Origin of the sequence: Oceanobacillus sojae, assembly GCF_900162665.1 — a bacterium.
GTDB classification, from domain to species: Bacteria; Bacillota; Bacilli; order Bacillales; family Amphibacillaceae; genus Oceanobacillus; species Oceanobacillus sojae_A.
This window is the reverse complement of sequence record NZ_LT727813.1, coordinates 205714-227815: the sequence shown is the minus strand read 5'-3', so window position 1 is coordinate 227815 and position 22102 is coordinate 205714. Positions and strand designations below refer to the sequence as shown.

General features: G+C 39.3%; 18 protein-coding genes and 1 pseudogene. 18 read left to right on the top strand and 1 reads right to left on the bottom strand.

Going from position 1 to position 22102, the window contains the following annotated elements; all coding sequences use genetic code 11:
- Window positions 1-28: 28 nt before the first annotated feature.
- The 18 genes and pseudogenes from BN1068_RS18395 (at window position 29) to BN1068_RS18310 (ending at window position 20831) form a co-directional block, all read left to right on the top strand.
- Window positions 29-958, top strand: coding sequence for an aminopeptidase (locus BN1068_RS18395; protein WP_077604308.1), 930 nt, complete (start codon window positions 29-31; stop codon window positions 956-958).
- Between the two features lie 405 nt (window positions 959-1363).
- Complete coding sequence (locus BN1068_RS18390; protein WP_077604307.1) at window positions 1364-3241, top strand: beta-N-acetylhexosaminidase; 1878 nt, start codon at window positions 1364-1366, stop codon at window positions 3239-3241.
- Window positions 3242-3282: 41 nt separating this feature from the next.
- Entirely contained in the window at window positions 3283-4872 is a 1590-nt protein-coding gene (gene nagZ / locus BN1068_RS18385; RefSeq protein WP_077604306.1) for a beta-N-acetylhexosaminidase, read from the top strand.
- A gap of 86 nt (window positions 4873-4958) precedes the next feature.
- Window positions 4959-6572 carry an extracellular solute-binding protein gene (locus BN1068_RS18380; protein ID WP_077604305.1) on the top strand — a complete coding sequence of 538 codons (1614 nt, stop codon included), beginning with the start codon at window positions 4959-4961 and terminating at the stop codon, window positions 6570-6572.
- A gap of 78 nt (window positions 6573-6650) precedes the next feature.
- The gene (locus BN1068_RS18375; RefSeq protein WP_254846833.1) at window positions 6651-8270 is read left to right on the top strand and encodes an extracellular solute-binding protein; all 1620 of its coding nucleotides are present in this window, start codon (window positions 6651-6653) and stop codon (window positions 8268-8270) included.
- Window positions 8271-8350: 80 nt separating this feature from the next.
- Window positions 8351-9298, top strand: a complete 948-nt coding sequence (locus BN1068_RS18370) for an ABC transporter permease (RefSeq protein WP_077604304.1) — start codon at window positions 8351-8353, stop codon at window positions 9296-9298.
- Between the two features lie 13 nt (window positions 9299-9311).
- Entirely contained in the window at window positions 9312-10199 is an 888-nt protein-coding gene (locus tag BN1068_RS18365; protein WP_077604303.1) for a carbohydrate ABC transporter permease, read from the top strand.
- Between the two features lie 53 nt (window positions 10200-10252).
- Window positions 10253-10870, top strand: coding sequence for a YesL family protein (locus BN1068_RS18360; protein WP_077604302.1), 618 nt, complete (start codon window positions 10253-10255; stop codon window positions 10868-10870).
- A gap of 23 nt (window positions 10871-10893) precedes the next feature.
- A complete protein-coding gene (locus tag BN1068_RS18355) occupies window positions 10894-12045 on the top strand; it encodes an exo-beta-N-acetylmuramidase NamZ family protein (protein ID WP_254846832.1) in 1152 nt (383 codons plus the stop codon).
- A gap of 75 nt (window positions 12046-12120) precedes the next feature.
- On the top strand, window positions 12121-12966 hold the full coding sequence (locus BN1068_RS18350) for a MurR/RpiR family transcriptional regulator (protein WP_254846831.1): 846 nt from the start codon (window positions 12121-12123) through the stop codon (window positions 12964-12966).
- Window positions 12967-13068: 102 nt separating this feature from the next.
- The gene (locus tag BN1068_RS18345; RefSeq protein WP_077604300.1) at window positions 13069-14022 is read left to right on the top strand and encodes a GNAT family N-acetyltransferase; all 954 of its coding nucleotides are present in this window, start codon (window positions 13069-13071) and stop codon (window positions 14020-14022) included.
- Window positions 14023-14339: 317 nt separating this feature from the next.
- The gene (locus BN1068_RS18340) at window positions 14340-15101 is read left to right on the top strand and encodes an IclR family transcriptional regulator (RefSeq protein ID WP_077604299.1); all 762 of its coding nucleotides are present in this window, start codon (window positions 14340-14342) and stop codon (window positions 15099-15101) included.
- Window positions 15102-16055, top strand: coding sequence for a sugar kinase (locus tag BN1068_RS18335; RefSeq protein ID WP_077604298.1), 954 nt, complete (start codon window positions 15102-15104; stop codon window positions 16053-16055).
- An 11-nt stretch (window positions 16056-16066) separates the two neighbouring features.
- Window positions 16067-16696, top strand: a complete 630-nt coding sequence (locus tag BN1068_RS18330; RefSeq protein ID WP_077604297.1) for a bifunctional 4-hydroxy-2-oxoglutarate aldolase/2-dehydro-3-deoxy-phosphogluconate aldolase — start codon at window positions 16067-16069, stop codon at window positions 16694-16696.
- Window positions 16697-16746: 50 nt separating this feature from the next.
- Window positions 16747-17895 (top strand): annotated as a pseudogene (dgoD, locus tag BN1068_RS18325) (galactonate dehydratase).
- A 27-nt stretch (window positions 17896-17922) separates the two neighbouring features.
- Window positions 17923-19281 carry a GntP family permease gene (locus tag BN1068_RS18320; protein WP_077604296.1) on the top strand — a complete coding sequence of 453 codons (1359 nt, stop codon included), beginning with the start codon at window positions 17923-17925 and terminating at the stop codon, window positions 19279-19281.
- A gap of 166 nt (window positions 19282-19447) precedes the next feature.
- Window positions 19448-20365 (top strand): phosphotransferase, encoded by a 918-nt coding sequence (locus tag BN1068_RS18315; RefSeq protein WP_077604295.1) that lies wholly within the window; start codon window positions 19448-19450, stop codon window positions 20363-20365.
- A gap of 58 nt (window positions 20366-20423) precedes the next feature.
- Window positions 20424-20831: a cytidine deaminase gene (locus BN1068_RS18310; RefSeq protein WP_077604294.1), complete on the top strand. Its 408-nt coding sequence runs from the start codon at window positions 20424-20426 to the stop codon at window positions 20829-20831.
- A gap of 62 nt (window positions 20832-20893) precedes the next feature.
- Here BN1068_RS18310 and BN1068_RS18305 read toward each other — a convergent pair whose 3' ends face one another.
- Entirely contained in the window at window positions 20894-22063 is a 1170-nt protein-coding gene (locus BN1068_RS18305) for an MFS transporter (RefSeq protein ID WP_077605158.1), read from the bottom strand.
- Window positions 22064-22102 lie beyond the last annotated feature (39 nt).

Below are 22102 nucleotides of genomic sequence, written 5' to 3'. Positions count from 1 at the left end.
AGATATACTTGTGAGAGGAAGTTTATGGATGCAAGATTATATAAATGTGGCAGAGAGTGTGTTAACGAATAATTTATTTGTGAAGCAGGATGAACAAATATTAATTATTACCGATACAGAGTTAAAAGAAATCGCCAATATATTCTACCAGGCTGGTCTAAAAAGAAGAAATGAAACAGTGCTCATGGAAATGACTCCCAGATTGAAATCAGGAGAAGAACCTCCACAGGTTATAAGTGAAGCAATGAAGGCAGCGGAGGTTGTACTATGTATCACAAAACATTCTCTTACCCATACAAATGCAAGAAAAAATGCCTCAAGTGCCGGGGCACGAGTTGCAACGATGCCAGGTGTTACCTTGGATATGCTAAAGAATGGCGCTATATCAGCAGACTATCATGAGGTTGTTGAACGCACAACAAAATATTGTGAATTACTAAATCAGGGTAATCAAGTTGAAATAAAAAAAGGAAATACTTGCTTATCTTTTTCAATAAAAAACAGAGCTGGAATTGAAAGTACTGGTGTTTTTAAAGAAAAAGGAGAGGCGGGAAATCTCCCTTCTGGTGAAGCCTATATTGCACCAATAGAAGACTCAGCTAATGGAACAATAATTATTGATGGCTCCATTGCCGGCATAGGTGTGATAAAAGAGCCTTTAACTTTAGAAATCGAAAATGGCAGATTAATTGCTGCTAGTGGGGATAAGGGTAAAGAGCTGCTTGAATTATTAGGTGATGGAGCCGGGAGAAAAATTGCTGAATTTGGAATTGGAACAAATAGCAAGGCACGGCTGATTGGAAATGTTTTAGAAGATGAGAAAGTTTTTGGGACCGTACATATAGCTTTTGGCAGTAATAAATCCTTTGGTGGAGAAACAGAAGCAAATGTACATATTGACTGTGTTATCAAAAAACCGATTGTATCTATTGATAATAAGGAAATACAATTTAATTAAATGAGCAGGCATAAAAGAGTTTAAATAGTAATTGTAATAAATTCCGTTGAAATAAGTTTATACGGGCGGCAGGAGTTATTCTTTGGGAAGAGGCTCACGCCGTCCGTTTTGAATATAGGTAATTACGTTATAATTGTCTTTACAAAGTGGAAATAAAAACTTAAAGATTGGTACCGCACCCCAAATGTTAGAGTAAAAAACTAATACTTGGGGTGTTTTTATATTGCCTTTCCATTCAATCATAAAACATAATAACAAATTTTCCGATGTAAATCTGATATTCTATTTCAATTTTAAGAAGCATATCCTAATACAAACCAAAAGCATGTCAGAATTCTCATACGAGAAACCCACTATGTGAAAGCTGATAAAATCTAATGACTGAAAAGCGGGGGCAGATAATATATGAAGCTTCACTTAACAGGAGAGCTGGCGCAGGTGAAAAAAGGACTGAATCATCTGTTGAACGAATTGGATATTGAATTGGTACAGGAGGGTTATCGGATCCATGTGACGCAAAGAGAAGGTCCTCTTTTGGTGAAAAATCATAATGGAAAAGGTGAAATTGTATTTCAGGAGAAGATTCATTTTTTCAGGGGACTTGGATTATGGCTGGAGCATTTTTATGCAGAAACGGATTTTGATTTTATAGAGAAGCCAAAGTTTACAATGAATGGTGCGATGCTGGATGCTTCACGCAATGCAGTAATGAAGGTAGAAGGGATAAAGGATTTATTGCGTAAAATAGCATTAATGGGACTCAATACATTGATGGTATATACAGAGGATACATACGAAGTAAAAGAATATCCTTATTTCGGTTATATGCGTGGAAGATACACAAAGGAAGAGCTGAAGGAATGTGATCAGTATGCTGCAGAATTAGGAATTGAAATGATTCCCTGTATTCAGACATTGGCTCATTTAACAGAAGCTTTAAAATGGAATTATGCAATCGATATAAGGGATACCGCAGACATTTTATTGGCTGGCTCAGAGGCAACATATACCTTTTTAGAGCACCTCATTGAAGCTGCAAGCTGTCCATTTCAATCGAAGCGGATTCATATCGGAATGGATGAAGCACATCAGCTTGGCTTAGGAAAATATCTTGATAAACATGGTTACCAAAAGAGGTTCGATATTATGAACAAACATCTTAAAGAGGTTGTAGCCATTACAGATAAGAAGAAGTTAAAGCCGATGATTTGGAGTGATATGTATTTCCGCCTCGGCTCCAAGCATGGAGGTTATTATGACTTAGATGCTGAGATTCCGGCATCCGTCATAGCGTCTATTCCGGAAACACAGCTTGTTTATTGGGATTATTATCATGACGATGAAGAATTTTACCGCAGCTTTATTCAAAAGCATAAAGCATTAAAAGCTGATCCTGTGTTTGCAGGGGGTGTGTGGACGTGGAATGGAATCTCTCCTAACTATGGAAAAGCCTTTGCAGCGAGTGAAGCAGCTTTACGTGCTTGTAAAAAAGAGAAGCTTAAAGAGGTCTTTTTCACCATGTGGGGAGATAATGGCGCAGAAACACCAATGATGACAGCTTTGCCTGTTTTACAGTTATTTGCCGAACATTCCTATCATAAATCTATCTCAGAAGAACACTTGCACCGGCGTTTTCATTTTTGTACAGGAGCCGATTTTAATGACTTTATGCTTTTCAATCAATTAGATGAAACACCTGGTGTAGCTAAGAATAATCTGCAGACCTCCAATCCTTCCAAGCTTTTACTATGGCAAGATATTTTGATTGGTTTATACGATGCGAATATTAAAAATTTGCCGCTGAACAAACATTATACAGAGCTGACAGCTAAGCTTGAGAAAGCAGTGGAAAGAAATACAAATTGGAATCTATTATTTGATTTCTATAAACAGCTATCGCATGTTCTAAGTGTGAAAGCTGAATTAGGAAGACGCATGAAAGAGATATACGATAAACAGGATCGAAGTAAGCTCGAGAATATGATGCCTGCTTTAGAGGAAGTGAAAAATCGTGTCGATACATTAAGAAAGGTCCATCGCAATCTATGGTTTTCATTCAATAAACCCTTTGGCTGGGAAATTATTGAGATTCGTTATGGCGGTGTGCTGGCACGGGTAGATACGGTGATGTACCGTGTGCAGCAATATATCGAAGGAGAAATCAGCAAAATCGAGGAGCTTGAAGAGGAGCGGCTGCATTTCGAAGGTCCGTATCCTATGTCGGAAGGTTCCTTAGGAAGAAATTTATATCATCGTATTGTGACAGCAGGGAATTTATCTTAAAGAGGATATTCAAAAGGAAATAGAGTGAAGGAGGCTGCTCCATGAGCAAGAAAGAATTAGAAAGAAAAATTGGTCAGCTGCTCGTTGCTGGATTTGATGGGACGACAGTGAGCCCGAAAATAAAAAAATTAATTCATGATTATCATGTCGGTTCTATTATTTTATTTAGCCGGAATATTGGAGAGCCGGAAGAGGTTCTGCAATTAACTTCTGATTTACAAAAGGAAGCTAAAAAAGCCGGATATGAAAAACCATTGCTTATTTGTCTGGATCAGGAGAACGGCGTTGTCAGCAGAATTCATAAAGGATTAACTTCTTTTCCCGGATCGATGGCATTGGGAGCAACAGATAATCCACAATATGCTTATAAAATAGGTTTGGCAACAGGGAAAGAATTAAAAGCACTCGGAATTAATTGGAATCTGGCACCTGTTTTAGATGTGAACAATAATTCCGATAATCCTGTCATTGGTGTTCGCTCCTTTGGCGAAGATGCTGAAAAAGTTGCTGCATTTGGTGAAGCCATGATGAAAGGGCTGCAGGATGCCGGAGTGATGACATCTTTAAAGCATTTTCCCGGCCATGGGGATACCAATGTAGATTCGCACCTGGATCTGCCGGTGATTTCACATGAGGTGGAGCGATTGGAAAATATCGAACTGGTACCGTTTAAAGCTTGTATCGAAGCAGGTGCAGATTCTGTGATGGCTGCTCATGTGTATTTCCCGGCGATTGAACCGGAGGAAAATACACCGGCGACTTTATCCAAACGGGTTTATGTTGATCTTTTACGTGAAAAGCTTGGATTTACAGGAGCAATTACAACAGACTGTATGGAAATGAAAGCGATATCGAATTCGATTGGAACTGAAAAAGGAGCTGTGAAGGCGCTGCAGGCAGGTACAGATTTTGTCATGATTTCTCATACACATGCTGTTCAGGAAGGAGCTATACAGGAAATCGCAAGTGCCGTTGAAAATGGAGAGCTGTCACTTTCACGTATAGAAGAATCCATCCAGCGCATCCAGCTGTTGAAAGAAAAATACACGAGCTGGGGAGATCCCCGTTTTCCGGAAGCAAAAGGTGCCCTGCAAGTTGTCGGATCCCAAAAACATCATCAACTGGCACAAACAGTTTATCGGGAAAGTGTAACGATAGTTCATAACCATCAGCTGCTGCCGTTGAACAAAGAGAAACAACCGAAAATCTTCGTGTTGGAGCCGCTGCAGGGAGCAAGGATGCAGGTAGAAGATAATAAAGGAAATCATAAATCACTCGGTTCTGCGGTAAGAGAATATATTCCAGATGCACCTGTAGAGGTATATGATTTGAATAAGCTTGAAAAGGCTGTGGAAGGAATTACTGCCCGGGCCACAAATTATGATTATATCATCTTAGGCACTCTGACCGTAACTGAACATAGTCCAGTGATTACACTTGTTAATCAATTATTGAAAGAAAATAAGAAGATTATTGGAGTTGGCATGCGGAATCCGTATGATTTTCATTTTCTGCAAAAAGCGCAAGCATTTATCAACACATATGAATTCAGCTATCCTGCCTTGCAAATTGCTGCAGGTGCAATTTTTGGTGAAGAAGAGGCAAAAGGAACATTACCGGTCAACATTTGATTTACTTTCATCTGCAAAGGGAGGGAGGAAAAAATGTGTAACAGAGGCTAATAAACTGATAAAGAAAATTTGGGGGGGATTTTAGAATGAAATTCCAGAAAAAAGTCCTGTTTCTATTATGCGTTTCCTTTTTATTTATGCTTACTGCATGCAGCAATGATAAAAAAGAGGAGGCGGGCGGAAGTGAGGAAGCACTTGAGAATCTGAATCAGGAAGGCATGCCAATTGTAGAGAATGAAATAACATTGGATGTCTTTGCCGGGCATGCGGCTTCAACTGCGGAAGATTGGAATGATGTCCCTGTTTTAAATGCGTATGAAAAAATGACGAATATAGACATGAACTGGAATCAGGTTCCTGTTGACGGGTTGCAGGAAAAAAGAAATCTCGCCCTTGCAAGCGGTGATTTACCAGACCTTTTCTATGGATCTTATATGCCAAATTCAGATTTATATAAGTACGGTGAGCAGGGTATCTTTATTCCTCTGAATGATTTAATCGATGAGTACGCTCCGAATATTAAAGCATACCTGGAGAAATATCCGGAAATTAAAAAAGGTATCACCTTTCCAGATGGGAATATTTATGCAATTCCAAGATTGAGAGATCCGGATTCTCCAACCTCACTGATGGATGATAAACCTTGGATTAACAAAGAAATTTTAGATGAATTAGGGATGGATAACCCGGAAACGACAGATGAATTTTATGAATATTTAAAAGCAGCAAAAGAATTATCCGTTGATGGCAATGATGTTATCCCGTTCAGCAGTGTCTCTATGGATCGCTTATTTCATTGGCTGACTGGTTCATTTGGTGTTTCGAATAAAGGAATTCTGCATGGTTCGATTGATGAAAATCCGGAAACTGGGGAATTACGCTTTTACCGGGCAGCAGATGAATACAAACAATTGCTGGAATACATGAACAAACTGTATACAGAAGGCTTGATTGAACAAAATATCTACTCTATTGAAGTGGATCATTTTCTCGCAAATGGTGCTGAAGGAAAATATGCTGCAATGAACTTTTTCAATCCGAAAGATTATTTTGGAGAAGAAGTGGGAGGCCGGTATATTCCGGGGAATGCGCTGGAAGGCCCGAATGGAGATAAACTGTTTACTTCCGTTATTTCACCTGTAAATAGCCTGGGACACTTCTCTATTACAAATGTCAATGAGAATCCGGAAGCAACGATTCGCTGGATTGATTATTTCTGGAGTGATGAAGGGGCGAAGATGTTCTTTATGGGATTAGAAGGAGAAACCTATGAAGAAACACCGGACGGACCGGAGCTGACAGAGGAAATTACAAATAATCCTGATGGCTTAACCGTTCAGGAAGCATTGGCACAGTATATCATTAATCCAGGCGGAGGACACCCGGTTATTGAGAATCCGGAATATTCGACAGCGCCGGAGTTTCAGCCTGAAGATCTTGAAAATGCAGAAAATATGGCTCCTTATCTGATTGAAGAGCCTTGGCCGTTTTTCTTCTATGAAGAAGAGGAACAGGCAACATTAGAGTCTTTGGGAGCAGATATTCAAAAGTATGTTGCTGAGATGGAAGCGCAATTTGTTACAGGAGAAACGTCGTTTAATGAGTGGGATAACTATGTGAAGACACTGGAAGAAATGGGACTTGATGAGTATATGGAAATTCAGGAGAAAGCACTGGAACGTTATGAAGAAGGTCAGTAATAGCCTCGCAGGTGGAGAGAAGGAGGACTCTTCCTTTTTCCGCCTTATAATAGAATAAAAAGCCTGGGGGTATTTCTTGTGAATATCAAGAAGAAATTTATTATCATGGCGGCGGTGCCGTTCATCGCATTAGCCGCATGTAATAAAGAAAACAACGAGGATGTCGGCGGCAGTGAAGAGGCTTTAAATAATTTAAATACAGAAGGCATGCCAATTGTGGATGATACAGTTGAACTAGAAATCTTTGCCGGCAAAGCAGCAACAACAGCGGACGATTGGAATGACGTTTTACTTTTAAATGAATATGAAGAAATGACAAATATGGATATTACGTGGAATATGGTGCCGGCAGACGGGTTAGAAGAAAAACGAAACCTTGCACTTGCAAGCGGGGATTTGCCGGATGTTTTTTACGCTGCCAACCTGCCAGTTTCCGATGTTCAAAAGTATGGCGGTCAGGGCACATTTATCCCTTTAAATGATTTGATTGAAGAATATGCGCCAAATATCAAAAAAGTACTGGATGAAAACCCGGATATCCGAAAAGGAATTACGTTCCCGGATGGAAATATTTATTCTATTCCGACCGTCTACTCACCAGATTTTTCATCCTTATTAATCGGTGCCAAAGGATGGGTGAATGGAGACTGGTTAGAGCAGCTCGACATGGATAATCCGGAGACGACAGATGAATTCTATGAGTATTTGAAAGCAGTGAAAGAAACAGATTTGAACGGGAATGGAAAAAATGATGAAATTCCATTAAGCAGTGTAGCGGAAATGTCCCGTATTATTCACTGGATATCAGGAGCATTCGGCGTGCAAAATCGTGGTCAGCTTCATACCTTAATTGATAGTAATCCGGATTCAGGGGATCTCCGGTTCTACCCTATTGATGACCAATATAAAGAAATGTTGACATATCTGAATAAGCTTTATGAGGAAGAGCTGATTGAGCAGAATATTTATTCCTTAGAGGTTGATCAGCACTTGGCAAATGCAGCAGATGATCTTTATGGAGCGGTACAGTTTTATAATCCGATGGAATTATACGGAAATGAAGTAGGCGGCCAGTTTATTCCGGGGAATGCACTTGAAGGTCCGGATGGTACGAAAATGTATACAGGAATTACCTCTCCTGTCCTTTCATTGGGGAATTTCCTGATCACAAGCGAAAATGAAAATCCGGAAGCTGCGTTGAGATGGATTGATTATTTCTGGAGCGAGGAAGGACAAAAAATGTTCTTTATGGGTATTGAAGGTGTGACCTATGAAGAAACAGAGGAAGGTCCGAAGCTGACAGAGGAAATAACGGATAATCCGGATGGACTAACGCTGACGCAGGCACTGGCAGAATATATTATTAATCCGGGCGGAAATCATCCGGTTATTATCACAGATGACTTCTTCACCGGCTCAGAGAATGCGCCAACTGATGTAGAAGCTGCAGAGCAATTAGAACCGTATTTAATTGAAGAAATTTGGCCGGCGTTTACGTATACAGCAGAAGAAAATGACCGTATTGCTGTATTGGAAACAGACTTGCAAAAATATGTAGAAGAGATGCAGGCCAGTTTTATTACAGGAGAGAATGATTTCGCTGAATGGGATGCGTATGTGGAAACTGTTAAGAACATGGGCTATGACGAGTACATGGAAATCCAGCAAGCAGCTTATGAACGCTATAAGGAAAATTAAAAGCTTCTCATCCTGAATAGAAGTTGAATTTATCAACGGCTGGATTTATGCCCAGCCGTTGATAAACAGGAGGTTAGAGAATGAAGGGAGTAAAAAATGATATTTCTGTACCTGCCCAAAGTAAATTCGATCAAGTGAGAAAGAACTTTGCCCGAAATTGGCAAATATATGTTTTCTTACTTCCGGCGGTTGCGTATTTTATCTTATTACATTATATCCCGATGTATGGCGTACAGATTGCTTTCAAAAACTTTTTTGCCAACCTGGGGATCTGGGGCAGTCCCTGGGTCGGGTTTGATCACTTCGAGCGCTTTTTCAATTCATACTATTTTTGGAGACTGCTTAAAAATACGCTGATTTTAAGTGCGTATCAATTAATCTTATTCCCATTGCCTATTATTCTGGCACTCTCTCTGCATGAAGTGAAAAATAGTATATTTAAGAGATGGGCACAAACATTAACCTATGCTCCGCATTTTATTTCTGTCGTTGTTGTAGTAGGAATGATTGTAATCTTTTTAGACCCTACAACCGGCTTAGTGAACCGTCTTATTTTGTTCTTTGGCGGAGATCCAGTAAATTTCCTGACAAGCCCGGGCTGGTTCAGACACGTTTTTACATGGTCTGGGGTCTGGCAGACGCTCGGTTGGGGCTCCATCATTTATCTGGCAGCATTATCCGGTGTTAATCCGGAATTGCATGAAGCAGCAAAAGTGGATGGCGCATCCCGGCTTCAGCGTATTTTCCATATTAATATCCCAAGCATTCTGCCGACGATTGTTGTGCTATTTATTCTAAACATTGGCAGCTTTATGACAGTCGGCTTTGAGAAAGTACTGCTGATGCAAAATAATCTGAATGCCAAAACATCTGATGTGATTCAGACATTTGTCTATCAGACGGGTCTCTTGGAAGGGCAGTACAGCTTTGCAGCGGCAATTGGACTGTTCGACTCGGCAATCAACATCGCACTACTCGTCCTATTTAACTCTGTAGCCAGAAAAGTAAGTGACAACAGTCTATGGTAAGGAGGTTTGGAAGATGAAAAGGTTTACGCTGTCGGATAAAGGCTTTGATTTGATAAATACAATATTTCTTCTCATCATTTTAGTATTAATTGTCTACCCATTAATCTTTGTTCTAAGTGCCTCTATCAGTGATCCGCAGGCAGTCAGCTCAGGGAAAATGTGGCTCTGGCCGGTCGATATTACGTTTAAAGGGTATGAGCGTGTATTTGCCAATGATGCCATCTGGCTCGGATACAGAAATACCATTATTTATACCATCGTAGGAACTGCCATTCATTTATTTGTTTTATTACCATGCGCCTATGCTTTATCACGTAAAGAATTAATGGCGAAGAAGCTTATCCTCTGGTTTGTGTTGTTTACAATGCTGTTCAACGGAGGTTTAATTCCAACTTACCTCGTTGTGAAATCAATGGGAATGCTGGATACGATGTGGGCGATTATTATTCCGAACGTGGTAGGGGCCTGGTCCATTCTTGTGGCAAGAGCTTTTTTTCAGCAAAGTATCCCGGATCAATTAGTGGAAGCATCTAAAATTGATGGTGCCTCGGATTTCTATATTTTTATCCGGATGGTATTACCGCTGTCTCTGCCGATTATTGCGGTAATGGCGCTGTTTCATGCAGTAAATTTATGGAACCAGTACTTTAACGCTTTAATTTATTTATCAGATCGAGATAAGTACCCGCTGCAATTAATTTTAAGAGAGATTCTGGTGGTAAACCAGATGCAGCTGAATGACCCGGGCGGATCAGCAGAATCGCTGGTAGATCAGGTGAAAACAGCCGGTCTGATCAAGTATGCAGTGATTATTGTATCATCATTGCCATTATTATTAGTTTACCCATTTGTCCAACGTTTTTTTGTCCAGGGCGTTTTAATAGGTTCTATTAAAGAATAAGAGAGCAGCCGGCAGATATGAAAGGAGTCCGGAGAGAACGGGAGGGAAAGGTGATGAGTGGTTTTGTTGAGGGGTATTATCGCTTTGCTGTATGGGTGACAAGATTTGCCTGTCTGAATTTACTATGGATTGCATTCACGCTGCTCGGTCTTGGTTTATTCGGTTTATTTCCTGCGACGGCAGCAATGTTTGCGGTCGTAAGAAAATGGGTTAATGGCGAAAAGGATATATCCGTATTTAATGTTTTTTGGAAGTCCTATAAAAAAGAATTTCTGAGAATAAATGTTTTAGGATACATTTTGGCTGGAGCAGGCTATTTGATGACAATGGAATTTCAAATTTTACGGACGCAGGAGCATATCGCATACACGGTGGCAAGTTTTGCGGTTGTTGGATTGTTTTTGTTATTATCAGTGATTGCTCTTTTTCTCTTTCCGATTTTTGCACATTTCCAATTACGGACATTGGATTATATTAAATGGGCATTACTCATCGGAATTGGACATCCTTTATTAACAGTGTTTCTGCTTGGAATTATTATTGCTTTAACATATCTTTCGTTTATGACAATCCCTGCATTGTTATTTTTCTTCGGGGGAAGTGTATTTGCATATATCATCATGTGGGGTGTTCATTTAACCTTCTCCAAAATGGAAGAAGGTCTTGCGTGAAATAGATGTGGAGGTGTACAGGATTGGTACGATCAGGTCTGGATATTTTTTTAGAAAAAGGATATAAGCGGGTGGAGGGTCTGCGGATTGGTCTCGTTACCAATATGACAGGTGTGAATGGAAGGCTTCAGCCTGCTGTTGATTTATTTGCTGAACACCCGGGAATTAACCTTGTTGCCTTATACGGTCCTGAACATGGTATTCGCGGAGATGCGAAAGAAGGGCAGAAAGTAACATCTTCAATTGATGACGCCACAGGATTACCTGTTTACAGCTTGTATGGAGAAATGAGAAAACCGAGTAAAGAAATGCTGGCAGATGTGGACGTCCTCCTATTCGATTTACAGGATATCGGCTCCAGATACTACACGTATATTTATACAATGGCTTATGTTATGGAAGCCTGTATGGAATATGGAAAAAAACTGATTGTCCTTGACCGGCCCAACCCTGTTTCCGGACTGAATATGGAGGGCAATCTGGTAGAAAAGGAATTACGTTCTTTTGTCGGTTTACTTCCAATCCCGAATCGCCACGGTATGACGATAGGGGAATTGGCATTATTATTCAAAAATGAGTTTGCTTACACTTGTGATCTCTCTATCATACCGATGGAAGGCTGGAAGCGCAGTATGTATTTTGACGATACGGATTTATTTTGGGTTCCGCCATCACCGAATACACCTGTTATCGACACAGCTGTTTTATACCCGGGCACCTGCCTTATCGAAGGAACCAATGTATCCGAGGGGAGAGGAACTGCAAAACCGTTTGAATGGATTGGAGCTCCATATATTGATGGGCAGAAGCTGGCGAAGGGATATAACCATAAAAAAATACCCGGCGTCCTGGCCCGTCCTGTTTCTTTTGTTCCTGCCTATCAAAAATATGAAGGTGAACCCTGCAGCGGCGTGCAGCTTCATATTGAAAACCGTGATAAACTGCATTCCTTGCAGGCAGGTGTAACCTTGGTTGAAACCATCGCAAATTTATATCCCAACCAATTTCAGTTTATCAAAAATGAAAATGGAAAGTATTTCTTTGATTTACTGGCGGGAACAAAAAGCTTAAGAAAATATATTTTAGACGGGGAAGCGGAAAGCTATTTGGAGGAAAGTAAACGAGAGCTGGAAGTATTTAAAAACATGAGGAAAAAATATCTTTTATATCGTTAGAAGAAATACAGCTTCGATGAGAGAAAAAGAAATGAGTTGATCATATTGCCTTTTATGAACGGTGGAATAACAAGAATGAATGAGATGCTGCCCAGTCTCCCGCCATCTGAAAAAAAGATTGCTGATTATATTTTGAAGAATCCGGAAACAGCCATTTCATTAACTGCCAAGGAGCTTGGGAAACGCAGTGAAACAAGCGGAGCAGCAGTAATCCGGTTATGCAAGTCTTTGAATCTGAAAGGCTTCCATGATTTAAAAATCCGCATCGCAGGTGATCTGCAAAGCAAAGAAGAATACGGCTTCCGCGACATTAATCCCGGTGAGACCTCTTTATCCATTATTGATAAAATGACGAATAACAGTATACAAACCATACGGGAAACAGCACAATTAATTGATATGGATCAGCTGCAGGCAGGTATACAATCGATGAATGCTGCATCAAAAATATTATTTGTCGGTATTGGCGCGTCGGGAATGATTGCTCAGGACGCAGTACAAAAATTTATCCGGATTAATAAAAATGCCTATGCCTTTGAAGATATGCATACAGCAGCATTAGTATTGGCCAATATGAGTGAAAATGATGTTGTTGTGGGTATTTCTTTTTCTGGAGAAACCATTGAAATAGCAAATATGCTTCACCTTGCTAAAAAAAGAGGAGTGAAGACAATCAGCCTGACAAAATACGGGAAATGGCCCGTTACAGAACATGCAGACATAAAGCTGTATACGTCTACGACAAGAGAGCCTATTTTCCGAAGCGGAGCTACATCCTCCCGGATAGCGCAGCTGCAGGTTATGGATATTTTATTTATGAGTGTGGCAGCATTGCAGTATCCTGTTACGGTGAAGCACCTGGATGAAACAAGGGCTGCTGTCGATTTCTTTAAACAAGGATATGAAAAGATAAAAAAATAAGGAAGATAATGAATGCGTTTTCGGTTAGATTTTATTTATGATAAGAGGAACAAATAAATTTTAATATCAACACCCATCCAAAAAAAGAAGGGATAATCAATCATGAGGTTAGAACCATGGAATGAAGAACGGATAGAAGATATTGTTCAATTATGGAATCAGGAAATTGGGGCCAGCTTCCCAATGCGAAAAGAGTTATTTAAACAAAATAGTTTCACTGACGAAAATATATGCAGTCCAGCCTCAATGATTGCCGTGGACAATGAAGGTCATGTTATCGGATTTGTTGTCGCAAAAATATATCAAGAAATAGAGAAGATTGATATGAGCAGGACGACCGGATGGATTCAGGTGCTTCTTGTCAGCCGGAAGCACAGAAACCAGGGCATAGGCTCAAAATTATTAGCAAACGCTGAAACATATTTAAAGGCCGCTGGTGCAAATCAAATTCTCTTGGGGCGCGATCCATGGCATTATTTCCCTGGTATTCCGGATAAAATGGAGGAAACAAAAGCCTGGTTTGCGCATAAAGGATATGAAAATAATGGTACTGAGCATGACATGATTAGAAAGTATAACGTTAATGATGAAGTAAAAATCCCAAAAATAGGCGGGGTAGAATTTAGCGTTTTAGAGCTTAAGGATAAGGAATTATTTCTTGATTTTTTACATCACTGTTTCCCGGGAAGATGGGAATATGAAGCGATTCATTATTTTCAAAAAGGCGGTACAGGAAGAGAATTTGCTATTTTAAAGAAAGAGGAAAGAATCATTGGTTTCTGTCGCATGAATGATGAAAAATCATTGTTAATTGCTCAAAATGTATACTGGGCGCCTTTGTTCAAAGAGAGCTTAGGCGGTATCGGACCTTTAGGGGTGGATGAGAGGGAACGTGGACAAGGATATGGCCTGGCAATAGTTGAAGCGGCTATTTCTTTTTTAAGGCAGCGTGGTATTTCTCGTATTGTGATTGACTGGACGGGGCTGGTGGAGTTTTATAGTTTATTAGGGTATGACATTTGGAAAACATATGCTGCGCATAAAAAAGAGATTTAAATACTTATTTTTTATAAATAATTACCATTTTACAAGGTGCTTTCCTGAAAATAACAGGATGGCGCTTTTTATATTCTTTTTTACTAATCATAGCAGCATCACATCGCAGCCACCTGGTTTCTTTGTATAGCTCAGGTACCATGCAGCTTTTGAGAGTGCTTATCTATTTTATTACAGATGGTTGTGAACGATAAATAGATACAACTTGTTTTATTATTTTTCCCTTTACGGTTGTCATTTAAAAAAATACATGTTAAAGTTCTAACTATAAAATCATATACAAGATATTGAATCACATATGTGATGGAGGAGATTTTATGTCAGTTAAATCCGCAGAACGTGTTTTAAGGATTTTTGAATTATTAAGTGCAAATATTGATGGGATGACAATTAAAGAAATTAGTGAAACTTTGCAGTTGCCACAAAGCAGTACATCAGGATTAATAAAAACTCTGCTTAATGAAAATTACTTATCAGTTAATCAGCAGAATCGTTTTATTTTAGGTCCGAAACTTATTCCGGTGGGAAACGCAGCGATGGAATCCTTAGATATTTCTTCTTTAGGATATTCGTCTTTAAAAGAATTAATGGAATTAGTTGAAGAAACTGTGTTTATGGCAGTGTTGGCAGATCAAGAGCTGGTTTATGTAGCTAAAATTGACAGTAACCGTTCAATCAGAACTTCAGCATACCCAGGGGGACAGAAGCCTCTATATTGCACAGGACTTGGAAAAGCTTATCTGGCATTTATGAATGAGGATGATCAGGCTGAGTATTTGAATACTATTGACTTAAAACCGATTACAAAGCAGACAATTACGGATAAGAAAGAATTAGAGAGGGAACTTCAACAGTATAAACAGCAAGGCTATTCCATTGATGATGAGGAAAATGAAGATGGTCTTTACTGTTTGGCAGCTCCAATCTTTGATATGAATGGCGTTATCCAGGCTGCGGTTAGTGTGGCCGGACCTAAAGAAAGAATGCTAAGACAGAGAGACGCTATTATTAAGCATTTAAAGAAAAAAGCAAATGATATATCTGCAAAGCTTGGGTATGTAAGTAAGGAAGGTGTGTAAATGGATGTTTTAAGTGTTGGAGAGACAATGGTTCTATTTTCTCCAAAGATAAATGGACAATTGCGATATGCAAATGACTTTTCAGCAAGAATTGCCGGTGCAGAAACGAATACATTAATAGGCTTAGCAAAGCTTGGGCACGAGACCAGCTGGATCAGCAGAGTGGGTAACGATGAACTTGGCGCAAAAATTGTAAGCGCTGTAAGAGGAGAAGGAGTAGATACAACACATGTAAAACACGATAAGGAAGCAGTTACCGGGCTTTTCCTGAAAGAAAAAACAAATGCGCAAACAAATTCGATTTTTTATTATAGAGAAGGCTCTGCTGCCAGTAAAATGACTTCAGAGGATATTAAAAACATAGATCTTTCCGATACAAAATACCTCTATTTAACAGGGATTACTCCTGCGTTGAGCAAATCCTGTGAAGAGATGATTTTTGCACTTCTGCATAAGGCAAAAAAAGAAAAAGTAACAGTTGTTTTTGATCCTAATATAAGGAAAAAATTACTAGATAAAAACAATGGTGTAGAACTGATAAAGAAGATAATCAGCTTCTCTGATATTGTGCTTCCGGGAAAGTCAGAAGGTGATTTTTTATTTGATACAACCGATGCAGCAGAAATTAGCAAGTACTGCAGAAATCTTGGAACTGGGGCAGTGGTAGTCAAGCTTGGGGAAAAGGGAGCTTACTATGAAAATAAAGATCAAAATGGATTTGTAGATGCTTATTCCGTTCCTTATGTTGTGGACCCTGTTGGTGCAGGAGATGGTTTTGCAGCAGGATTATTATCAGGATTATTGGATGGATTAGCTTGGAAGGATGCTGTGAAACGAGCCTGTGCTATGGGAGCTTTAGTAACTCAGGTTGATGGCGATATCGAAGGGCTGCCCACTCAAGAGCAATTACAGGCATTCATGGAATCAGATAATCAGGATGATGTAAATCGATAAGGAGGGTTTTTTTGAATACACTTGAAGCTATTTATCAGCATAAAATTATTGCGATTATCCGTGGAGCGAAGAAAGAAGATTTGCTGGAAATTGGAGCAGCTTTAAAAGAGGGAAGTGTCCGTCTTATTGAGGTGACATTAAATTCTCCAGGTGCAATAGAAGGAATTAAACAGTTGAAGGAAGCATTTGGAGAAGAAATGAGGGTTGGTGCCGGGACGGTTTTAGATCCAGAGTCTGCTAAAGCAGCCATAGATGCAGGTGCAGATTTTATTTTATCGCCAACGGTAAGTAAAGAAACAATAAAAATAACAAAACGCTATGGGAAAGTGAGTATTCCCGGAGCTTTTACGCCGACAGAGATATTGACAGCTTATGAAGAAGGAGCAGATTTAGTAAAGGTTTTTCCAGCGAGTATCGGAGCATCCTATATTAAGGATATACGTGGACCTCTTTCTCATATTCCTTTAGTTCCAACAGGGGGAGTAGGTCTGGATAATATTATTGACTTCCAAAAGGCTGGAGCGGCAGCGTTCGGGATTGGAAGCTCACTGGTAAATATAAAGAAAGACGTAGATGAAGCATACTTGTCAAAATTAACAGAAAATGCACAAGCATTTGTTCAGGCAGTTTCTGTTAAATAGATAAATACCTTCTGATTTTAAGAATTTAATAAAAAAGGATGATAAAAGCTATGAAAATTACAAACTATGAATTATTCCAAGTACAACCAAGATGGTTATTTTTAAAAATAGAGACGGATGAAGGAATAACTGGATGGGGAGAGCCGGTTATTGAAGGGCGAGCTGCTACCGTAAAAGCTGCAGTTATTGAACTGATGGAGTATTTAATAGGGAAAGATCCATTGCAGATAGAAGATCATTGGAATGTAATGTATCGTGGCGGATTTTATCGTGGCGGTCCTATTTTAATGAGTGCTATTTCAGGTATTGACCAGGCACTTTGGGATATTAAAGGGAAATATTTAAACGTTCCAATTCATCAGCTGCTTGGAGGAAAGGCGAGAGAATCTATTAAAGTATACTCCTGGATTGGCGGGGACCGCCCATCTGACGTTGGAGCAGCTGCTAAAGAAGTAGTTGATAAAGGATTTACAGCTATTAAAATGAACGGTACCGATGAACTGCAATACATTGACTCCTATGAAAAGATAGATCGTGTATTAGCTAATGTTTCAGCTATTCGTGATGCAGTAGGTCCTTATATCGGAATAGGAATTGATTTTCATGGGCGTGTTCATAAACCGATGGCAAAGGTATTGGCAAAAGAGCTGGAACAATTCCGTCCAATGTTTATTGAAGAACCAGTTTTACCAGAAAATAATGAAGCATTGCGCGATATAGCCAATCATACGGTAATTCCGATAGCAACAGGAGAAAGAATGTATTCTAAATGGGACTTTAAAAATTAATTAAAGGATGGTTATGTGGACATTATCCAACCTGATTTATCACATGCTGGCGGAATTACAGAAAATAAAAAAATCCTATCTATGGCAGAAGCGTTTGACGTAGCAGCTGCACCTCATTGTCCTTTAGGTCCGATCGCTTTAGCGGCTTGTCTGCAGGTAGATGCAACATGCCATAATGCTTTTATACAGGAGCAAAGCCTAGGTATCCATTATAATCAGGGCTCTGACTTACTGGATTATTTAAAAGATGACAGCGTATTCAAATATAAAGATGGATATGTTGATATTCCAAATCGTCCAGGTTTAGGAATTGAAATCAATGAGGAGCATGTCCGGGAAATGGCAGGAAAAGGTCATAATTGGAGAAATCCAGTATGGCGTCATAAAGATAATAGCGTAGCAGAGTGGTAAAAAGAAAATACAAAAGGAGGGAAATAAATGTCTTCAATGGGATTAATAATAATAACCATTTTAGGTATAGCTGTTCTATTATATTTAATTATGCATTCAAAAATGCAGGCATTTCTAGCATTATTAATAGTTAGTATCCTTATCGGTCTTTTTGCAGGAATGGAACCAAGTTTTCTGTTAGAAGTAATGGAAGATGGAATGGGAGGTACTTTAGGATTTATAGCTATTGTGGTCGGTCTTGGTGCGATGTTTGGGGAAGTGCTCAGAGCATCCGGGGGAGCAGAGCGCCTGGCTTTTACACTTGTTGATAAGTTCGGTGAAAAACGTGCACAGTGGGCACTAGGCTTAACAGGGTTTATCGTGGCAATTCCAGTATTTTTAGATGTTGCGCTTGTTATTCTGATTCCTATTCTTTATAGTTTGTCAATGCGTACAAAAAAGTCATTGCTTTATTATGGGGTACCTTTGTTAGCCGGCCTGGCAGTTGCTCATGCATTTATCCCTCCTACACCTGGCCCAATTGCAGTTGCATCTGTACTTGGCGTAGACTTAGGCTGGGTAATGTTATTTGGTATCATTGCTGGTATTCCAGCAATGGTTATAGCAGGACCATTATTTGGCCGCTATATTGGAAAAAGAGTTTATGTTGATGTTCCTGAACACATTCTGGAAGAAGAAGCAACAAGAAAAGAAGCAGGTGGGGAGAAAAGGTCTCTCCCCAGCTTTGGTTTAATTTGCTTTCTTGTTCTTTCGCCGTTAGTTTTAATTTTATTCAATACAGCAGGTGACGTTTTGCTGGATGATAGTGTTTTCAAAGAGGTAATTACGTTTATTGGACACCCATTTGTAGCTCTAATCATTGCAACACTTTTATCTATGTATTTCCTTGGTAAAAGACGAGGTATGACGAAAAATGAAATGCAATCAATGACAACGAAAGCACTTGAACCTGCAGGAATCGTTATTCTGATTACAGGAGCAGGCGGTGTTTTCAAAGAGGTACTTATTGAAAGCGGTGTCGGTGATGTGATGGGAGAAATAATGGCTGCTTCCGGCTTCCCTCTTGTGCTGCTCGCATTTCTTATTGCGACATTTGTCCGTGTTGCTCAGGGGTCAGCAACCGTAGCAATGATTACAGCGGCAGGCTTAGTCTCACCAATCCTTGAAATGGCCAATCCTTCTCAGCCAATGCTGGCATTGATTACAATTGCTATTGCTTCTGGATCAACTGTACTATCTCATGTGAACGATTCCGGATTCTGGCTTGTTAATCGTCTATTCGCAATGTCGGAAAAAGATACGCTTAAGTCATGGACAGTGATGGAAACGATAATTGGAGGAGTCGGGTTCCTGGTTGTGTTTATCATAAGCTTTTTCATTTCATAATGAACAGTTTTATCTATAGAGCACTCTCACTTATTATCAGAGGAGAGTGTTTTTATTTATATTGATTTAATTCAATTTTGAGAGAACTTAGGTTATAATCATTGTGTTAAAGAGAATTATAAATTTATTAATATCAGAAGATTTCTAAAGAAGGGAGTGAACGAGTATGAACAGCATTGCCATTTTAAAAGAATTTGGATTTAATGCAGCTGAAGAACAGAAAAGCATTTATCCATTCTCACCAGTTTATAAGATTCATAATTATATTATCAAGAAAACACAGTATCCAATAGAAAGAGCCAGGAATCTCATCAGATATACTACGTACCTGAAAGAAAACGGTATATCTATTGTTACACCAGTAAACATAAACAGCAGCAATCCAAAACAAATAGATGACGCATGCTATGTTTGTTACCCGTATATAAATGGAAGCAATTATCGGGGGACAGAGAAAGAAATTATGCAGGCAGGAGAGCTTCTTGGACGCATACATGCACTTTCCACTTTCGAAAATACATTTCATTTAAGCGGATACGATGTTTTTGATTTTTATCATCATGAAGTAGATCGTGATATGAAAAAGATTAGCGATTTTGTCAGGAGCTATCAAGTCAACATCCCTGTTCAGAAGCTGAAAGACTTATTACATAAAGCAGTGGAGAACCAGGAAAAATTAAAAAACGCTTCTTTACAATGGGTAGAAACACCACATGATTATAAAGCAAATAATCTGGTATTTCAAAATAAGCCTGTTCTGATTGATCCGGATAATGCCAAATGGATTCCGCGTACGTTTGATTTAGCATTGGCATTATTATTATTTCATAATGAATTTTCTTCTGCTCCCAACCGTACTTTTACACCAAAGGAATGGAAACTGTTTTTAGAAGGCTATTTCAAGCATCAGACTTTAACAAATGCAGAAATAACAGCTTGGGAAGAAACTGTTTTGCATGTGTTTTTGGATGAAGTAATGTGGCTGATGGCAGAGGTGGAAGAGGATTGGAAGCGGAAGGAACAAAGAGACTTGTTTGTCAGTGTTACAGAAATACTGTTTCATATAAAAGATTATCCTGTTTAGGTGGATAGAAGCATAATGTTATTCAAATAAATTAAAAGTTAAAATTGGAGCGATTCATATGGATATAGAACAGCAGCTATACAATGCAGCTGTGGATTTAGTTAAAGAGAGATACCCATCTGGCTGGGGTGGTGCGTCAGCGATGTATACAGAAACAGGTCAAATATTAACAAGTGTTGCTCCTGAAGTAATTAATGCCTCTACGGAATTATGTATGGAAACAGGTGCTATCCTGGAAGCACATAAGCTAAATACCAAAGTAACACATTCCATTTGTGTTGCCAGAGAGGATGAAAAATCTCCGCTGCTTATTTTAACGCCATGCGGAGTTTGTCAGGAGCGTCTTTTTTATTGGGGAGAGGATGTAAAAGCAGCTGTCACAAATCCGGATAATGAGCTTGTATTTAAAACATTGAAGGAACTGCAGCCATTTCATTGGTATAAAGCATATGAGAATGGAAACTAAAATTAAAGAGAATAAAAAAACGGCCAAATACATAGCCGTTTTTTCTCTGTTTCTTTACAAACTTAATCATAAGCCTGTTCAGCAGATCTGAACAAAGACTTATCCTCTATTTTATGCGTAACAAACATCAAAATCACCCCAAAGAAAATCATGCCCCCAGCGACAAAAGTAATTTCTCTGAATGAAAAATGATTGGTCAATAAGAGACTTCCTAAAGTTGCACCAATAGAGTTTGCTAAGTTGAACACAGAAGCGGCAATTGTTCCGGATAAAGCAGGAGCTTCTGTGGCAGCGAGAATAATCTTTGCATTTAATATTGGTGTTGTTCCAAATGTTCCAGCACCAAATAAGAAGCAGGCGACATAAGTGAAGAATGGATTTGCAAGGAAGAAAGTAAAGCTGATCAGCACCGTGCCTAAAATAGCCATTGCTACAATTAAACGCTCTGTGAGTACCTCAGGCTGAATACTTCCTGAAACAAAATTTCCTATAACAGCACCAAGTCCAAATAAAAATAATCCAATCGTGATACTCGTTACATCAAAACCAGCAATTTCTCTGAGCATCGGCTCTGTGAACGTATAGGCGGTAAATACACCGGAAAAGCCAAAGACAATGACTGCAATCAGCATCCAGACATTTTTATTTTTTAATATAGCCATTTCATTTCTTAATTTAGGAACTTCTTTTTGTTTGATATCCGGTGTAACGATCATAAGTCCAATTAAATTGATAATACCCATCAACGCAATAAACCAGAATACGAGTCTCCAATCCAGCATACCGCCGATATATGACCCAAAAGGAACCCCAAGCATAATTGCAATTGTGAGGCCTCCCTGCACAGCAGCAATTGCGCTGGTACGTTTATGAGGCTGTGAAATATCAACTGCCATACTCATGCATAGTCCAAAAAATGGAGCATGCATCGTTGCTGACAGCAGTCTGGAGAGAAGCAGTATTTCAAAGCTTGGTGCAGCAGCTGCAACAATATTACTTATTATAAAGATGGACATAAGTGCGATTAGTAATGGCTTCGGTGAATATTTAACCGTTAATATTCGAAGCAGGGGGCCGCAGATAGCAACACTGATGGCATAAACGCTGAGCAATAATCCTGTTGTTGAAACGGCTACGTCCAAATCAGCAGCAAATTGCGTTAATAATCCGGTAACTGCATATTCCGTCATTCCGATCGCAAATGTACCAATCATAAATACAGATAAAATCATATTACGGGAGAATTTCAAAGTCACGAGGTAACACTTCCT

Excerpts from the sequence above, each read along its gene's own strand:
- BN1068_RS18395 (WP_077604308.1), top strand. The coding sequence starts at position 29 with ATGCAAGATTATATAAATGTGGCAGAGAGTGTGTTAACGAATAATTTA.
- BN1068_RS18390 (WP_077604307.1), top strand. The coding sequence starts at position 1,364 with ATGAAGCTTCACTTAACAGGAGAGCTGGCGCAGGTGAAAAAAGGACTG.
- nagZ (WP_077604306.1), top strand. The coding sequence starts at position 3,283 with ATGAGCAAGAAAGAATTAGAAAGAAAAATTGGTCAGCTGCTCGTTGCT.
- BN1068_RS18380 (WP_077604305.1), top strand. The coding sequence starts at position 4,959 with ATGAAATTCCAGAAAAAAGTCCTGTTTCTATTATGCGTTTCCTTTTTA.
- BN1068_RS18370 (WP_077604304.1), top strand. The coding sequence starts at position 8,351 with ATGAAGGGAGTAAAAAATGATATTTCTGTACCTGCCCAAAGTAAATTC.
- BN1068_RS18365 (WP_077604303.1), top strand. The coding sequence starts at position 9,312 with ATGAAAAGGTTTACGCTGTCGGATAAAGGCTTTGATTTGATAAATACA.
- BN1068_RS18360 (WP_077604302.1), top strand. The coding sequence starts at position 10,253 with ATGAGTGGTTTTGTTGAGGGGTATTATCGCTTTGCTGTATGGGTGACA.
- BN1068_RS18350 (WP_254846831.1), top strand. The coding sequence starts at position 12,121 with ATGAATGAGATGCTGCCCAGTCTCCCGCCATCTGAAAAAAAGATTGCT.
- BN1068_RS18345 (WP_077604300.1), top strand. The coding sequence starts at position 13,069 with ATGAGGTTAGAACCATGGAATGAAGAACGGATAGAAGATATTGTTCAA.
- BN1068_RS18340 (WP_077604299.1), top strand. The coding sequence starts at position 14,340 with ATGTCAGTTAAATCCGCAGAACGTGTTTTAAGGATTTTTGAATTATTA.
- BN1068_RS18335 (WP_077604298.1), top strand. The coding sequence starts at position 15,102 with ATGGATGTTTTAAGTGTTGGAGAGACAATGGTTCTATTTTCTCCAAAG.
- BN1068_RS18320 (WP_077604296.1), top strand. The coding sequence starts at position 17,923 with ATGTCTTCAATGGGATTAATAATAATAACCATTTTAGGTATAGCTGTT.
- BN1068_RS18315 (WP_077604295.1), top strand. The coding sequence starts at position 19,448 with ATGAACAGCATTGCCATTTTAAAAGAATTTGGATTTAATGCAGCTGAA.
- BN1068_RS18310 (WP_077604294.1), top strand. The coding sequence starts at position 20,424 with ATGGATATAGAACAGCAGCTATACAATGCAGCTGTGGATTTAGTTAAA.
- BN1068_RS18305 (WP_077605158.1), bottom strand. The coding sequence starts at position 22,063 with ATGATTTTATCTGTATTTATGATTGGTACATTTGCGATCGGAATGACG.